At 62.6% G+C, this 15,809-nt stretch carries 15 protein-coding genes; 6 read left to right on the top strand and 9 right to left on the bottom strand.

All coding sequences use genetic code 11. From position 1 onward, the window contains the following. Positions 1–11: 11 nt before the first annotated feature. A complete protein-coding gene (locus LO50_RS04045) occupies positions 12–683 on the bottom strand; it encodes a glutathione S-transferase (protein WP_044314186.1) in 672 nt (223 codons plus the stop codon). Positions 684–769: 86 nt separating this feature from the next. On the opposite strand from LO50_RS04045, the gene LO50_RS04040 reads away from it, so the two are divergent. Beyond that, a complete protein-coding gene (locus LO50_RS04040) occupies positions 770–1,354 on the top strand; it encodes a tRNA-uridine aminocarboxypropyltransferase (RefSeq protein ID WP_044314185.1) in 585 nt (194 codons plus the stop codon). A 40-nt stretch (positions 1,355–1,394) separates the two neighbouring features. Here the strand turns inward: LO50_RS04040 and LO50_RS04035 are convergent, their stop codons facing one another. Both LO50_RS04035 and LO50_RS04030 read right to left on the bottom strand, forming a co-directional pair. Further along, positions 1,395–1,814, bottom strand: coding sequence for a YbaN family protein (locus LO50_RS04035; protein WP_044314184.1), 420 nt, complete (start codon positions 1,812–1,814; stop codon positions 1,395–1,397). Positions 1,815–2,054: 240 nt separating this feature from the next. Then, positions 2,055–2,642 (bottom strand): UPF0149 family protein, encoded by a 588-nt coding sequence (locus LO50_RS04030; protein WP_023445117.1) that lies wholly within the window; start codon positions 2,640–2,642, stop codon positions 2,055–2,057. Between the two features lie 191 nt (positions 2,643–2,833). Here LO50_RS04030 and recQ point away from each other — a divergent pair, with 191 nt between their 5' ends. Together recQ and LO50_RS04020 are read left to right on the top strand one after the other, a co-directional pair. Continuing rightward, positions 2,834–4,957 (top strand): DNA helicase RecQ, encoded by a 2,124-nt coding sequence (gene recQ, locus LO50_RS04025; RefSeq protein WP_044314183.1) that lies wholly within the window; start codon positions 2,834–2,836, stop codon positions 4,955–4,957. A 182-nt stretch (positions 4,958–5,139) separates the two neighbouring features. Further along, positions 5,140–5,571: a MarR family transcriptional regulator gene (locus LO50_RS04020; RefSeq protein WP_014820763.1), complete on the top strand. Its 432-nt coding sequence runs from the start codon at positions 5,140–5,142 to the stop codon at positions 5,569–5,571. Between the two features lie 20 nt (positions 5,572–5,591). Here LO50_RS04020 and LO50_RS04015 read toward each other — a convergent pair whose 3' ends face one another. Next, positions 5,592–7,778: a patatin-like phospholipase family protein gene (locus LO50_RS04015; protein WP_044314182.1), complete on the bottom strand. Its 2,187-nt coding sequence runs from the start codon at positions 7,776–7,778 to the stop codon at positions 5,592–5,594. A gap of 68 nt (positions 7,779–7,846) precedes the next feature. Between LO50_RS04015 and LO50_RS04010 the strand changes: the two genes are divergently transcribed. After that, entirely contained in the window at positions 7,847–8,128 is a 282-nt protein-coding gene (locus tag LO50_RS04010) for an Rdx family protein (protein WP_003300657.1), read from the top strand. Between the two features lie 3 nt (positions 8,129–8,131). Here LO50_RS04010 and LO50_RS04005 read toward each other — a convergent pair whose 3' ends face one another. The 4 genes from LO50_RS04005 to LO50_RS03990 all read right to left on the bottom strand — a co-directional run bounded on the left by LO50_RS04005 (position 8,132) and on the right by LO50_RS03990 (position 12,098). Next, complete coding sequence (locus LO50_RS04005) at positions 8,132–9,010, bottom strand: DMT family transporter (RefSeq protein ID WP_044314181.1); 879 nt, start codon at positions 9,008–9,010, stop codon at positions 8,132–8,134. Between the two features lie 127 nt (positions 9,011–9,137). Next, positions 9,138–9,896, bottom strand: a complete 759-nt coding sequence (locus LO50_RS04000; protein ID WP_044314180.1) for an AraC family transcriptional regulator — start codon at positions 9,894–9,896, stop codon at positions 9,138–9,140. 238 nt (positions 9,897–10,134) lie between these two features. After that, on the bottom strand, positions 10,135–11,523 hold the full coding sequence (locus tag LO50_RS03995) for an adenylate/guanylate cyclase domain-containing protein (RefSeq protein ID WP_044314179.1): 1,389 nt from the start codon (positions 11,521–11,523) through the stop codon (positions 10,135–10,137). Positions 11,524–11,780: 257 nt separating this feature from the next. Next, positions 11,781–12,098, bottom strand: coding sequence for an Mpo1-like protein (locus LO50_RS03990; protein ID WP_023445124.1), 318 nt, complete (start codon positions 12,096–12,098; stop codon positions 11,781–11,783). Positions 12,099–12,223: 125 nt separating this feature from the next. Here LO50_RS03990 and LO50_RS03985 point away from each other — a divergent pair, with 125 nt between their 5' ends. Together LO50_RS03985 and LO50_RS03980 are read left to right on the top strand one after the other, a co-directional pair. Next, positions 12,224–13,237 (top strand): AraC family transcriptional regulator, encoded by a 1,014-nt coding sequence (locus LO50_RS03985; RefSeq protein WP_044314178.1) that lies wholly within the window; start codon positions 12,224–12,226, stop codon positions 13,235–13,237. A 79-nt stretch (positions 13,238–13,316) separates the two neighbouring features. Next, complete coding sequence (locus LO50_RS03980) at positions 13,317–14,249, top strand: DUF808 domain-containing protein (RefSeq protein WP_044314177.1); 933 nt, start codon at positions 13,317–13,319, stop codon at positions 14,247–14,249. Between the two features lies 1 nt (position 14,250). Here LO50_RS03980 and LO50_RS03975 read toward each other — a convergent pair whose 3' ends face one another. Next, a complete protein-coding gene (locus LO50_RS03975) occupies positions 14,251–15,702 on the bottom strand; it encodes a TrkH family potassium uptake protein (RefSeq protein ID WP_044314176.1) in 1,452 nt (483 codons plus the stop codon). Between the last annotated feature and the right edge of the window lie 107 nt (positions 15,703–15,809).

Raw genomic sequence — 15,809 nt, 5'->3', positions numbered from 1 at the left:
TTTGGTGGCGTCTACGCGGTGGGCAAGGCGGGTCCTCCGCGCTCCACGGCTCGTTTGTAAGCGGGCCGCTGTTGTATCCGCTGCAGAAAATCCATCAGGCGTGGGCGACTCTCGTCCAGGCCGGCTCTGGCACGGGCAGCTTCGAGCGGGAAGCTCATCTGTATATCCGCTGCGCTGAACGTGTTGCCTGCAAACCAGTCGGACTTCTCCAGTTCCGCTTCCATGTAATCGAGATGGGTCTTCAGTTGTGGCCCAATGAAGGCGCTGTTAGCGCCCTTGGCGATTGCGCGTGCGATGGGGCGAACAAAGAACGGCATCGGCCCATTGGCGACGCGGTCGAATACCAGCCGCAGTAGCAGTGGGGGCATCGCAGAGCCTTCCGCGTAGTGCATCCAGTAGCGAAAACGACGGTATTCCGGAGTGCCGCCCTGCGGCATCAGGCGTCCGTTGCCATAGCGTTCCAGCAGGTATTCGAGGATGGCTGCCGATTCGGCCAGCGTCAGGTCGTCGTCGGTGATCACCGGAGACTTGCCCAGTGGGTGTACGGCTTTCAGCTCTGCTGGCGCGAGCATGGTCTTCGGATCGCGCGGGTAACGCTTCAGCTCGTAAAGCAGTTCCAGTTCTTCCAACAGCCACAGGACGCGGTGCGAGCGGGAGTGGTTCAAATGGTGGACGGTGATCATGCCTGCTCCTCATGCGGGGACGTCGCAAGCATAGTCGCTCTGCAGAGCAGTGGCCGTTATGGCAGACTCCGCCGCCGAGGTGAACCATGTCCCGTCCACGATGCTCACGCTGCCAGCGCCCGTCTTCCCTTTGCCTTTGCGCGCTGATACCTGCGCTGGATAGCCGTACCCAGGTGCTCATCCTCCAGCATTCCAGTGAAGCGAGTCATGCGCTCAATACGGCGCGCCTGGCCGCGTTGGGGCTGCGCAATGCAGAACTGCGGGTGGGCGAGCGCTTCGAGGACGATTGCGATGCTGCACGGCCGAGCTACCTGTTGTTTCCCGGGGAAGATGCCATGTCGCTCGGGAGTCTGGCCGATGCCGCCCAACCCGTGCGCCTGATCGTGCCGGATGGGACCTGGCGAAAGGCGCGCAAGATCCTGCACGTCAATCCATGGTTGGCTGAGTTGCCGCGGGTTGCGCTGCCAGAAGGGCTGAGCTCCCGCTACCGCTTGCGAAAAGCGCCAATGCCCGGCGCGTTGTCGACCATCGAGGCAATCGTTACGGCACTTAACCTACTGGAAAGCCCCAGCCGATTCGATGAGTTGCTCCGTCCGTTCGACGCCTTGATCGAGGGCCAGATCGATGCGATGGGGCGAGAGGTATATCAGCGTAATCATGCCGACACCTAGAGGTATGCGAGCGAAAGCGCTATGGCCGTGCGGAGCTGATTTACCTGAAACCAGTGTCATTGCTGACCGGCAATGTTCTCTGCCTGAGGATGTAGAGCGTCACCAGCGTCGCGCTCAGTAGCATCCCGATGCGGGCCCACATCAGTGGCACCAGCCAGCAGGATATGCCGATGCTTATCCACATGGTGGCGATTGCGTATACCTTGCCCTTGAGCGGAATACCGTTCCCTTCCAGGTAGTCACGAAACCACGGACCGAGCCGTGGGTGGCCTACCAGCCAGTCATAGAAACGTTGCGAGCTACGCACGAAACAGGCCGCGGCCAGCAGCAAAAATGGCGTGGTCGGCAGGACGGGCAGGAAGATGCCGACGAAGCCCAGCACAACGGCCAGCCAGCCGACGCCGAGCAGGATCGATCGGATCAGAGGGTTGCGATGCTGCCGGATATCGCGATGGGCCATGGTACTAGTCAGCCCGGTTCTTCGATTCGCTGCGATCTGTGCGCGGCTGGCTCACGTCAGCGTCGTCAGATATTCGCGATGGGCATCGAAATGTGCAGAACAATGCCTTTCCCTCCTGTGGTGCTAGCCAGCGGGACAGGTCCGGCAGTGGGGCGACGCGCCGGCGACTGCGCTCCGGCAGTCGCACCGTTGCAGGTGAGCATGACGCCCACCTTGACGCTTGGCCCCCTCCGCAGCCGGTCAGTGGCGACGCGGCTTGAGCAGGGCTGGCTTTTCCTCGGGGGCATGGCAGATCAGGTAGAGGGCCGTCAGTAGCTCGGGGATCTGCGCCACCATTTCGTCGACCAGCTCGGGGTTGTCGGCGATATCGGCGAATTCCGGTTGCTCGTCGAACAGGCCCGAACCGACCATGATCGGCAGCAGCAGCTCGCTGACTTCCTCTTCGGAGTCCTCGAACCAGATCGCCTCGCGCATGAACACGCCTTCCATGAAGCCGATGCACCAACCGCGCAGATCGGATTCGTCCGGCTCTTCACCCAGGTCCAGTTCGCACGGCAGTTCCATGTCTTCGTCACTGGCCAGCTGGCGAGCAATATGTGCCTTGAGCTGAACCAGCGTGGCCTCGATGGCTTCGCGCTCGGTGTCGTCCTTGTACTTGGGTGGTTCGGAGAACAGCGCGTCGATCCATTCACGCTCGGGCACCTGTTCGGAGCAGATGCACAGCGCTGTCAGGTAGCCATGGGCGGCGATGTAATCCAGTGCTTCCTCGTGCAGGTCATCTGCATCAAGAAAGACTTGCAGGCGGGCGAGTTGCTCGGCGAATGACATCGGGAACTACCTTGGGGGCTGGAAGACAACCCGGATTCTAGACGAGGCGCGGGGCGCAGGCTACCCGGATTCTAGACGAGGCGCGGGGCGCAGGCTCGTGCCTTCGGATGACGCCTCGTCCGTATTGGCCGCGCGATCCTGAACTCCATGGTTCGCTCGCGTATACTGCGCGCCTTGTTTCGGAGACCGGCATGCTCGACCAGGCACAGCGCATCCTTAAAGACGTATTCGGCTACGACGCGTTTCGTGGCGACCAGGGCGCGATCATCGAGCGTGTCGGCAGTGGCGGTGATGCGCTGGTACTGATGCCGACCGGCGGCGGCAAGTCCCTGTGCTACCAGGTTCCGGCGCTCTTGCGCGAAGGACTGGCGGTGGTGGTTTCGCCGCTGATCGCGCTGATGGACGACCAGGTCGCGACACTCGACGAGCTGGGCGTCTCGGCCGTTGCGCTCAACTCGACGCTGAGCGCCGATGAGCAGCGCGAGATCGCTGAGCGCATCCGGCGCAACGAGATCAAGATGCTCTATCTCGCGCCTGAGCGGCTGGTTCAGCCCCGCATGCTGGCGTTCCTGCAGCGGCTGGATATCGCCCTGTTTGCCATCGACGAGGCCCATTGCGTCTCCCAGTGGGGGCACGATTTCCGTCCCGAGTACATGCAGCTGGGCCAGCTGGCCGAACTGTTTCCTGGCGTGCCGCGTATTGCGCTGACCGCGACGGCGGACAAGCGGACGCGGGAAGAAATCGTCCAGCGTCTGCATCTGGAGAACGCCGAACGGTTTCTCTCCAGCTTCGACCGACCGAACATCTTCTATCGCATCGTGCCCAAGGAGCAGCCGCGCAAGCAGCTGCTGGGTTTCCTAGCCGAACGCCGCGGCGATGCCGGCATTGTCTATTGCATGTCGCGCAAGAAGGTCGATGACCTGGCTGCGTTCCTCAGCGAGCAGGGCTTTCCGGCACTGCCATATCACGCGGGCCTGCCCAACGAGCTGCGCGCCTATCACCAGAAGCGTTTCCTCAACGAGGAAGGCCTGATCATGGTCGCGACCATCGCCTTCGGCATGGGGATCGACAAGCCCAACGTGCGCTTCGTCGCCCACCTCGATCTGCCCAAGTCGCTGGAAGCCTACTATCAGGAAACCGGACGGGCAGGGCGCGACGGGCTGCCTGCCGACGCCTGGATGGCCTATGGCCTGCAGGATGTGATCTTCCTCAAGCAGATGCTCAACAACTCAGAGGGTGATGAGCGGCACAAGCGGGTCGAGCAGCACAAGCTCGATGCCATGCTGGCGCTTTGCGAGGAAACCCGCTGCCGGCGCCAGGCGCTGCTCGCGTATTTCGATGAAGAGCTGCCCAAGCCCTGCGGCCATTGCGACAACTGCGTCGATGGCGTGCAGACCTGGAATGCCACCGAGCCCGCCCGTCAGGCGCTATCGGCGATCTACCGCAGCGGCCAGCGTTACGGCGTCGGCCATCTGGTGGACATCCTCCTCGGGCGTGACAATGACAAGGTCCGCGGCTTGGGCCATCAGCATCTGTCGGTGTTCGGTATGGGCAAGGCGCTGGCTGAGGCTGAGTGGCGTTCGCTGTTTCGCCAGCTGGTGGCGCGCGGGCTGGCGGACGTTGACCTGGATGGTTTCGGTGGGCTGCGTCTGAGTGACAGCTGCCGGCCATTGCTGCGTGGAGAGGTGAGCCTCGAACTTCGCCGTGATCTGACCAGCAAGGCACCGAAGCCGGCAGCCAGTGCCGCCAGCCAGCTGGTGCGCAGCGAGGAACGGGAAACCTGGGAAGCGCTGCGCACCTTGCGCCGCAAACTGGCCGAAGAACACGGTGTGCCGCCGTATGTGATTTTCCCGGATGCCACGCTGCTGGAGATGCTACGCAGCCAGCCGGCCTCGCTGTCGGACATGGCCACCATCAGCGGTGTCGGCGCGCGCAAGCTGGAGCGCTACGGTCAGGCCTTCCTGGAGGTTCTGCAAGGCAGCGTAGAAGTGGCCAAGTCACCTGCCGATCTGCGACACGAATTGATCACGCTGGCGCGCGCAGGCATGACGCCTGCACAGATCGCGCGTCAGCTCGACTGCAGTGAGAAGAACGTCTACGCGATGCTCGCCGAAGCCATCGGTCTGCAACAGCTGAGCCTGGAACAGGCGCTGGATCTGCCCGAGGATCTGCTCGGGGAAATCCAGGAGGCCTTTCTCGACGGCGAGGGCGAGCTGCCACCGGTGAGCGCCGTGGCCGAGCAGTTCGCTGGGCGGGTACCCGAACAGGTGCTTTATTGCGTGCGTGCCGCACTGCAGGTCGAGTTCGAATTGTAACCAGGTGCATCCCTGCAGCTCGGTCGGAAGCTGCTGCGACAGCGGGTGTCTGCCGGGCTGCAACGCCCGCCGTGCCATCATTACGACTTCTGTCGCTCGATCAGGGTTCGAAGGTCGTCTTGCCTGCTTTCCGGAGCTGTGGTTAGCTCACTAATAATTAGTTTTTGCAGGAATGGCCGTACATGTACGCCGAGCAACATCGCTTTGCCATGCAATTGGCGCAACTTTCTCGTGGCTGGCGCGCTGAACTGGATCGACGCCTGGCTGATCTCGGACTCTCGCAGGCACGCTGGCTGGTGCTGCTGCACCTGGCCCGTTTCGATCACGAACCCACCCAGCGCGAGCTGGCCCAAAGCGTTGCCGTTGAAGGGCCGACGCTGGCCCGCTTGCTCGATAGTCTCGAAGCGCAGGGGCTGGTGCATCGTAAGGCGTCTGCAGAGGATCGCCGGGCCAAACGCATTTCCCTGGGTGCGCCGGCACGGCCGCTGATCGAGAAGATCGAGGCGATTTCCACGCAGGTGCGTCAGGAAGCCTTTGCCGGGATCGACGAGGAGGATCTGCGCAAGTGCCAGCAGGTGCATGCACGGATCCTGGCCAATCTCGACCGGCGCTGATCCAGGCTGGGCACGCCGGTCTAGAAGCTGCGCCCCAGATTCATGTACAGCGCCTGTTCGTCCTCGTCATTGAAGCCGTAGCCGAAGTTCAGTGGCCCCAGTGGCGTGTCGTAGCCGAGAAAGATGCTCGCGGCGTTGATATAGCCGCTGTCGAAGGCATTGTCGGCATTCCAGGCGCGACCGCGCTCCAGTGATCCACCGAGATAGAGCGGGAAGTCCAGCGGCTGAAACGCTCGCGGCGTCACGCGACGGTAGTACACCATGCGCGCCAGGCTGACGTTCTGGCCGGCCAGGGCATCCTGACGGAAGCCCGACAGCTGACGCGCGCCGCCAAGCAGAAAGCTCGACGTCACCACTTCCGCGTCATCCAGCGTGCGACCGTAGCGCCCACCGAGCACCCAGGTGTTGGCACCGTGACTGAGTGCCTTGTCCAGCTTGAGGTGCCACTGTCGATAACGCTGGTCCGAACTCAGGCTGGGGTCGTACTGACGCATGGTCAGGCGGATATCCTCGCCTTCGCGGGGAAAGTCGATGTTGTCGAGGGTGTCGAACGAGTACTGTAGCTCGTAGTAGCCCTCGGTAAAACTGAAGTCGGGTAGATCCTGTTCGCCGATTCGCACATCGGCCTCACCCCAGGCCTGACCTATTCCAAAACGGATCTCGCCATTGTTGGCGATCTGTCTGCCAAGATTGAAACCGTAGCCGTAGCGTTGCAGGCGGTACTCGGCAATCGGATCGTTGTCGAGAATGGACTCGACGTTCTGCGCCTCGACGAACAGATTCGGCGCGACGAACCAGCGCGAGCCGGCATCCAGTGGCTGGTAGAACTCGCTGTAGAGTTCCTGCCGATCACCCAGCTGCAGGCGGGTAAGCCACTCGGCACCCAGTTCGTTGATGCCGTTCTTCCGATAACTCGCACCGAGGTTGAATACGCTGTCGCCGCGGAAGTCGTCGGACAGGCTCAGGCCCAGTCGCAGGTAATCGGTGCCGGTGCGCTTCTCGCGGGCGTTGATGACCAACGTATTGCCGAGTTTGCCGCGTTGGACGCGATATTCCACGCGCTCGAAATAGTCCAGGCCATAGAGGGTGCCCATGTCCTTCTGCAGGTCCTCCAGATCCAGCGGTTCACCGAGTGGCTGGCGGACATGCCGGCGGATCACCGCATCGCTGACCTTCGAGTCGTTCTCCACCCTAATAGCGGTGATGACCGGTGTTCGCGGGTCGCTGGAGCGCGCAAGGCTCAGTGCCGGATTGCCACCGGTGGTGATGCGCATTTCGGCAAGACGTCCCTCCAGAGCCAATGTGGCACGGTAGCCGGCATCGACCAGCTGTTCGGCGCGGGCGAAGTCGGTGGAGCCGTAAGCGGCCAATGGCGGCTGGATCAGAAGGTCCTGCGACTGCAGGGTGGCCAGCTGCGCTTCGGAGTTGCGGCGGGTCATCATGGTGGTGGTCTGGTTGAGCACGTCGACTACTGTCAGCAATTCCTTGCGCGGCTTGAGCGGCGTGCCGATGTCCACCACGATCAGGCGGTCGACGCTCATGTCGCGTGCCACGTCCATCGGGATGTTGTCGACCATGCCGCCATCCACCAGCAGGCGGCCGTCCAGCTCCACCGGTGCGAACACGGCCGGAATCGACATGCTGGCGCGAATCACCTGGGGCAGGTGGCCGCTGCGAAAGACCACCTTTTCATCGTTGGCAATATCCGTGGCCACCGCACGGAAGGGGATCGGCAGCTGGTCGAAGTCGCGGGTGTCGCTGGCGTGCACCAGCAGGCGCTCGAGTAGCAGCGCGAGGTTCTGCCCTTGAATCACGCCCAGCGGCAGGCCGAGGCTGCCGTCGTCGCGGAAGCTCAGCTTCTGCTTGATGAGGAAATCACGGTCGTCCTGCTTGCGGCGGTAGGGGATGTCCTGGCGCGGCGGATCGTCGGACAGCACTTGCTGCCAGTCGAGGGTCAATGCCAGGCGCTCGAGTTCGGCAACGCTATAGCCTGCTGCGTATAACCCGCCGACCACCGCGCCCATGCTGGTGCCGGCGATGGCGTCGATGCGTACGCCTTGCTCTTCCAGCGCCTTGAGCACGCCGATATGAGCCAGCCCGCGCGCCGCACCGCCAGACAGGACGAGCCCGGTCTTCGGCTGAGCCGGCTCGGCGAACAGCGGCGGCAGGGTTAACAGCATCAGCAGGGAAACGAACAGGCGGAGCATGGCTGAACCGGGGAAGGGGGGAGAGGCGGCTATTATAGGCCGCCGTATCCCCTTCGGAGCTGTCCTGAATGACCGCAAGCAAACCGGAAATCGTCATTACGTATTGCACCCAGTGTCAGTGGCTGCTGCGTGCTGCCTGGCTCGCACAGGAGCTGCTGTCGACCTTTGCCGATGACCTGGGCCGCGTCTGTCTGGTACCCGCCACAGGCGGCACCTTCCATATCAGCTGCGATGGCGTGCAGATCTGGGAGCGCAAGCTCGATGGCGGCTTTCCCGAGGCGAAGGAGCTCAAGCAGCGCGTGCGTGATCGCATCGACCCGCAGCGCTCGTTGGGGCATAACGACCGCTGAGCGTCAGCTGGCCAGTTTCGGAACGACACTCGGCGGGCTTTTCAAGCGGCTGGTAACCACGCTGGCGATGATGATCAAGGCGCCGCCGAGCAGCATGCGCAGTGTTGGCTGCTCGCCGAACAGCCACCAGGCGAAGGCAATGCCGTAGACCGGTTCGAGAGCGAAGATCACCGACGTCGTACGCGCCTTCAGGACCCGCAGGCTAGCGACGAACAGGCTGTGCGCGAGTCCGGTGCAGAGCACCCCGAGCAGAGCCAGCCAGAGCCAGTCCTGCGCGGGTATCGCAGGTATCGCCGACCAGCAGAATGGCAGCAGGGCTGCGAGGATCGCCAGGTTCTGCCAGAGCGCCGAGCGAACCGGATCGAGGCCGCGGGTGACGGCACGGTTGAGCAGCGACAGGAACGCGAACAGCAGGCCGGAAAGCACACCGTAGAGCAATCCTGCAGTCGGTCCGCTGCTGAGATCGAACGCCGGCGCGACAAGCAGCAGGCCGGCACAGACCAGCCCGACCATGGCGAACTCGATGGCGCGGGTGCGTTCGCGGAACAACAGGCCTTCGAGCAGCACGGTGAAGGCGGGGAAGCTGGCAAAGCCCAGGGTCGCAATGCCGACGCCAGCGATCTTCACTGCGATGAAGAACGTCAACCAGTGCGCACCCAGCAACAGCCCGCCCAAGGCCAGACCGCCACGCTGCCGCCAGTTTGGCGTCGCCCCGCTGGGTCGCAGCAACTGCGCCACCAGTAGCAGGGCCAACACGGCGAACAGTGCACGACCAAAGGTGATGATCAGCGCCGAGCTTTCGGCCAGTTTTCCGAGCACGCCGGACAGGCCGAACATCAGCGCGCCGAGATGGATGGCCAGCAGGGCGTTGCGCGGCGTCATGGAACGATCCACCCGAGCGAGTGGTGTGTGCGTGCGCTGTGGTGTGAACGGATGAGTAGGGTCATGGCTACCTGAACCTTGCGAATCAGGACCATGCTAGGCCGTGGCTTGGAGTGTGTCTGTCGCGTCAGTCACCGGTTTTGTCGCGCAGCTCGCGTCGCAGTGCGCGCGGTGTGCAGCCTCGTGCGCGAACCAGTGCGGCGGTGAAGGCGCTTTGCGAGGCATAGCCCACCTGCGCGGCGATCTCGCCGATCGGCAGGCGGGTGTCGTGCAATAGCGCCTCGGCATGCTGCAAGCGGCGCTGGCGTACGTGTTCCATCGGTGTTCGGCCTGTCTCGCGAAGAAAGCGCGCGTGCAGACCTGCAACCGACAACCCGGCGATACGGGCCAGGTCGGCAACCTGAACCGGGTGGGATAGATGCTGATCGATGAAGGCGTCGATAGCGGCGACCGGCAGCGCGTGTTGGTCATGGTGGATATTTTGTCCACTGGCCAGACTGGCGAGCAGGAGTACGGCGCCCTGTTCGGCAATCAATGGATCATTGATCGGGCTGTGCGCCAGCCAGGCGACCAGGCGCTGCTGGCTTGCGTTCAGGCGCACGGTATCCGGTCGATCGATCAGACGCAGGCTGGATTCGGTGTGGTGGCCCAAGCGCTGACGAACCCAGCTCTCCGACGGGAGATCGAGCACCAGGCAGTGACTGCCGGTGACACTGGCACAGGCATGGTGAGTGGCGGACGGAATTACCGCGAGACTCTGCTCGCCGACGCGGCTGCCGCGCCCGGCAATCTCGAATTCCAGCAGTCCTTTCAGGCCGAACACCAGTTGCGGATGTTCGTGGCTATGGGCGATGAGGTGGTGATGGTAGTTGCGCAGCGATAGCATCTGGCGGCTGTCCCGAAGCAGGCCCGCTGACCAGTGGTCTGTGCGGTGAGTTGGTTGAGGCAAGCTCGGGTGAACATGGCTCCAAGACAATGCGCGGCGACGAGTCATAGCGGGCTATGGCGAGGAGCAGTAACACCGTATTGGGGCCTTGGGCGCCGAAATTGACCGACTGAACTTACCAAACAGACCACTTGGCCAGATTCGGTTAGTCGACGGCTGGCCGCCAGCGGTCAGAGAATCAGAGGATGACCTTGTCGCGAAGTTTCTCGGCCGCTTGCTGCAGTGCCTGAATCACGCGCTCCTTGTCGAAGTTCTGCACGCCGTTGGTATCCAGGTACATGGAGAAGCCGGGGAGTTCGTGCTCGACGAAACTGCAGGTGGCGCCAAGGTCGCGGCGGAAGTCCACCACCTGGTAGATCTGCACCGGGCGGGAGAAACCCTTGACCGCGATCTGGCCCTTGTCGCGGCACATGATGACGTCTTTGATCAGCGAATAGGTTTCGTGGGAGATCAGGATCTCGCTGGCCTCGGCGGCGCTTTCAAGACGGCTGGCCAGGTTCACTTCGCGCCCGATGATCGTGTAGTCCATGCGCGTATCGGCGCCGAAGTTGCCCACCGTGCAATAACCGGTGTTGATACCCATGCGGATTTCCATGGGTTTGGTAATGCCCTGTGCGCGCCATTGCTGGCGCAGCACCTTCATGTGTTTGCGCATGGCGATGGCCATGGAAACCGCTGCCACCGCGTCTTTCTTGGCACCCTGGCTGGAAGGGTCACCGAAGAACACCATCACGCAGTCGCCGACGAACTTGTCGATGGTGCCACCGTACTTCAGGGCAATCTTCGACATCTCGTTTAGGTAGTTGTTGAGCAGGTCGGTAAGGGCCTCGGCCTCCAGTTCCTCGGCCAGCTCGGTGAATCCCTTGATGTCGGAGAAGAACACGGTGAGCCGCTTGCGCTGGGTTTCCAGGCGAACGCTGCGTTTGCCGGTGAAGATCGACTCCCACACCTGGGGCGAGAGGTACTTGGCGAGGTTGCGTGCCAGACGCGCGGCCTTGGCCTGCTCCGTTTCGATCTCCTTGCGCGCCTGGGCGAGGCGCTGGCCCTGCTGGTGCACGAAGTAGGCGGTGGCGCATATGTAAAAGGTCGTGAACAGGATGCTCACCAGAGAAACCAGTGGCGGTGTGGTACCGCGGTAGCTCAGGGGCACCACGAGAGATGCCAGGCCGACCCCGACACCCACGCAGATCAGCGAGATGGCGAGGTTGCGCAGGCTGCCGCTCACCAGCGCGCTGAAGCTGAGTGTCAGCAGAAACATCAGGCTGGGCACGATCGAAAAACCGAGCAGCAATATGCCGGCACCGGCGTTCAAGGCATCCAGGCAGAGCAGAACCTGCGCCGTACGCTCGGGGTTATCGCGCTTGAAGCGATAGCTCAGGTGATAGGCCAGGTGCGGATAGAGCAGTGTATACGGCACCATCCACAGCAGGTCCATCGAGAAATACTGGGTGTAGGTGCCGGCTGCCAGCGTTGCGGCGCAGATCAGGTAGGCGAGCACGCGGGAGTAGTACTCGCGCAACGGGCGAGTGGCGAGGCCATTGCGGCGCTCAACCGTAGTGGAAGTCATGTGTGCGTACGATCCCTGGTAGTTTTTTCGACGCCGTTCTCTCGCGCCTTGCAGACTGACGCCAGGCTCGATCGTCGGGTCACCCTGCGAAGGCGACAGCTTTCGAGCACATCAGCGACAGTCTCGCGATCACGGGGCCAGCTCGGCGATGGCCGGCCCGCGCGAAAGCCGTCAGATCATAACCAAGCAACGCCGCATCGCCAAACCAGAGGATGAAAACAATGATGGCACCGGTCGGATAGCCGCTGTCATCAGGCTCAGAAGCGAATCCGGCCCGTCAGCATGTCCTTGAACATCACCCAATCGCCGAGAAAGCTGTAGAGCGGATACTGGAATGTCGCCGGCCGGTTCTTCTCGAAGATGAAGTGGCCGACCCAGGCGAAGCCATAACCGGCCACCGGCATCGCCAGCAACCAGAGCCACTGCTGAGTAAAGAGTGCGTAGCCAAGTATGCCCAGCACCAGCAGGCTACCGACGAAGTGCAGGCGACGGCAGGTGGGGTTGCTGTGCTCGGCGAGATAGAACGGATAGAAATCGGCAAAGCGGCTGAAGCGTTCGGCGGTTTGCGTACTCATGGCGTACCTCCTGTTATTGTCGCGCACAGACTAGTCATCGCTAACCTTGCGTGTCAGTGACAATCAGGGCCAGTTTAGTAGCCTTGGGCGCAGCTGCCCCACCTATCGAAGAATAAGAAAACCCCATGACCGAACGCACCACTTCCTCGAGCTGGGCGCTGAGTATCGTCCAGGCCCTGGAATCCGCCGGGATCGATTGCCGCCAGCTGTTCATTGAGCTGCATCTGGACTATGCCGCTCTGGGCGACCCCGACGCGCGCTTTGCCCAGGACGACATGACGCGCCTGTGGCAAAGCGCTGTGGTGGTTTCCGGTGACCCCGCCATTGGCCTGAACATGGCGCGCCAGGCGCGGCCGGCTGCACTGAACGTGGTCGGTTATGCACTGATGTCCAGCCGCAATCTCAAGGAAGGCTTCGCCAGATTGGTGCGCTACCAGCGAATCATCGCCGAGGGTGCCGATCTGGATTTCCAGCCCTGCGCACAGGGCTATCGGTTGAGTCTGACGATAATCGGCGACCGCTTGCCGCCAGCTAGGCAAAGTGCCGAAGGCTCCCTGGCAGGCTGCCTGACATTCTGCCGCTGGCTCACCGGAACGCCGTTGCTGCCGCTGGAAGTCAGCTTTCAGGGCCAACCGCCGGATGATCTGGAGCCCTATCGGCAGCTGTTCCAGGCGCCTTTGCGCTTCGACGCGCGTCGCTACGCGTTGCTGTTTCGCGAAGAGGATGTGGAAATGCCGTTGCCGACCGCCAATGAAGCGCTGGCGCAATTGCATGATCGTTTCGCCGGTGAGTACCTCTCGCGCTTCTCCGACAGCAAAGTTATGCATCGCGCGCGGCAGATACTCTGTCGATTGCTGCCGCAGGGCGAGCCCAGGCGCGAAGTCGTGGCGCAGGCGCTGTGCCTGTCGGAGCGCACCCTGCAACGGCGTTTGCAGGAGGAGGGCAGCAGCTTCCAGCAATTGCTCGACGATACGCGTCGCGATCTGGCGGTGCAGCACCTGGCCCAGCCGGACCTGGCGCCGCTGGAAATCGCCTATCTGCTTGGCTTCGCCGATCCGAGCAATTTCTACCGGGCGTTCAAGCGCTGGTTCGGCGTCACGCCCGGCGAATACCGTCTGGCCGCGCGCTCACGCCAGTAGGAACCTGTGAAAGCCCACATAGCCTTAGCTAGAGCAGATCGGTTACTTATATGCGCCTTTCCATGATGGAGTGACCCAATTGGCCACCAGCCTGCTCGCGTTAATAGACGATATTGCGACCGTACTCGACGACGTCTCGCTCATGACCAAGGTGGCGGCCAAGAAGACCGCTGGCGTACTGGGCGACGATCTGGCACTCAATGCGCAGCAGGTGACCGGGGTGAATGCCGACCGGGAACTGCCTGTGGTGTGGGCAGTGGCCAAGGGCTCGTTTCGCAACAAGGCGATCCTGGTCCCCGCTGCGCTGCTGATCAGTGCCTTTCTGCCCTGGGCAATCACACCGCTGTTGATGCTCGGCGGCGCGTTTCTCTGTTACGAGGGGTTCGAGAAGCTGGCGCACCGCTTTCTTCATGGCGATGACAGCCATCACGCGGAGACGGTGAAGGCGCTCGCCGACCCGTCCGTGGACATGGTGGCGTTCGAGAAGAAAAAGATCAGCGGCGCGGTGCGTACCGACTTCATCCTCTCCGCCGAAATCATCGCCATCACCCTCGGCACGGTCGCGGCCGCGTCGTTCAGTCAGCAGGTCATGGTCCTGGTGGGCATCGCCATCCTGATGACGATAGGCGTCTACGGGCTGGTGGCCGCCATCGTCAAGCTCGACGATCTTGGCCTGGCCCTGAGCAAGCGGGCCAGCGGTGTGGCCAGCGCCATCGGACGCGGCATTCTGAGCGTCGCGCCGTGGCTGATGAAGTCGCTGTCGGTCATTGGCACCGCGGCGATGTTCATGGTGGGTGGCGGCATCCTCACCCACGGTATTCGCGCCGTGCATCATTTCATCGAGAACAGCGCCCACGAAGCGCTCGGGCTGCCCTATATCGGGGCGGTACTCGGCGGCTTGTTGCCGACGCTGCTCGATGCCGCATTCGGCATCGCCGCCGGCGGCGTGGTATTGGCGCTGGTTACGCTTGGCGGCCGGCTGTTCAAGCGCGGCTCCGGCGCCGCGGCCTGAGTCAGTGGCGCCAGAAGGCCGGGGTCAGCAGCACCAGCACCGTGATGATCTCCAGGCGCCCCAGCAGCATGCCGATCGACAGCAGCCATTTGGCCGTGTCAGGCAGTGTTGAGAAGTTGCCGGCCGGCCCGATGATCTCGCCCAGCCCTGGGCCCACGTTGCAGACGGCGGTCGCCGCGCCGGTCAGCGCGGTGATCGGGTCGAGGCCGAGCAGCGCCAGGCACAGCGCCAGTACGCCGATGGTCATGGTGATGAAAAAGGAAAAGGTCAGGATCGAGCGAACGATTTCTTCGTCCAGATTGTGCCCGTTGTACTGCTGGCGGATTACCGCGCGGGGGTGAATCAGCTGCTTGAAGTTGGCGCGTAGCAGCGAGTAGGCCACCTGGAAGCGGAACATCTTCAGCCCGCCTGACGTCGAGCCCGAGCAGCCGCCGACGAAGGTCAGGTAGAAGAATGCCATGACGGCGAAACCGCCCCACTGGGTGTAGTCATCCACCGCGAAACCGGTCGTGGTAACCACGGAAACCACGCTGAAGGTCACGATGCGCAGTGCATCCAGCGCCGGAATGTCATTGTTCAGCCAATACCAGCCGCTGAACAGCACGCTGGTGATGGTGAGCATCAGGACGAAGCCTCGCACCTGCTGATCCTTGAGCAGCGCCGTGCGATGGCCTCGCAGCGTCATCACGTAAAGGGTGAACGGCAGACTGCCGAGCAGCATGAAGAATACTGCGACCCAGTGCGCGGACGGCCCGAACTTGCCCATCGATGCATCGGAGGTGGAAAAGCCGCCAGTGGCGACGGTAGACATCGCATGGTTGATGGCATCGAACATGCTCATGCCGGTCAACAGGAAGGCCAGAAACGCGGCGACGGTAAACGTCACGTAGATGACCAGCAGGTACTGCCCGGCCACGTGCGAGCGCGGCATCACCTTCTCCGACCAGTCCGAGGACTCGGTCTGGAACAGCCTCATGCCGCCGACTCGCAACAGCGGCAGAATCGCGATCGCCATGCCGATGAAGCCGATGCCACCCAGCCAGTGCAGCAGCGAGCGCCACATCAGCAGCCCGGGCGATGCGCTATCCAGTCCCGAGAGCACGGTGGCGCCAGTGGTGGTGATACCGGACATGGTTTCGAAGAAGGCGTCCGAATAGCTGATGTGCTGGATCAGCATCAGCGGCAAGGCGGCGAAACAGCAGACCACCACCCAGCTGATCGTGGTCAGGAAGTACATGTCGCGCGGCCGCAGGTTGGTGTTGGCCGGTCTACCCGGTGCGATAAGGGCGAAGCCGCAGGAAAAGGTGATCAGGCTGCCCCAGATGAATGCCTGCAGGTCATCGGTGCGTTCGAATGCCAGCAGGGTCAGCATCGGAATGATCATGCTGACGGCCAGGGTGATCAGGAAAATGCCGAGGATGAAACCGATGATGCGTAAGGTCGGCAGGGCCATGTAGAGGGTGCTCGGCACGGTGAAAGAGGGCGGACATTCTACTCGCGTCGCTCCGCCAGTAAACCGCCCGACGGCTGGTAGAAAAATGTTTTCTCGGCAGCCGTGGA

This window comes from Stutzerimonas stutzeri (assembly GCF_000935215.1).
Lineage (GTDB): Bacteria > Pseudomonadota > Gammaproteobacteria > Pseudomonadales > Pseudomonadaceae > Stutzerimonas.
This window is presented reverse-complemented; position numbering and strand designations above follow the sequence as displayed.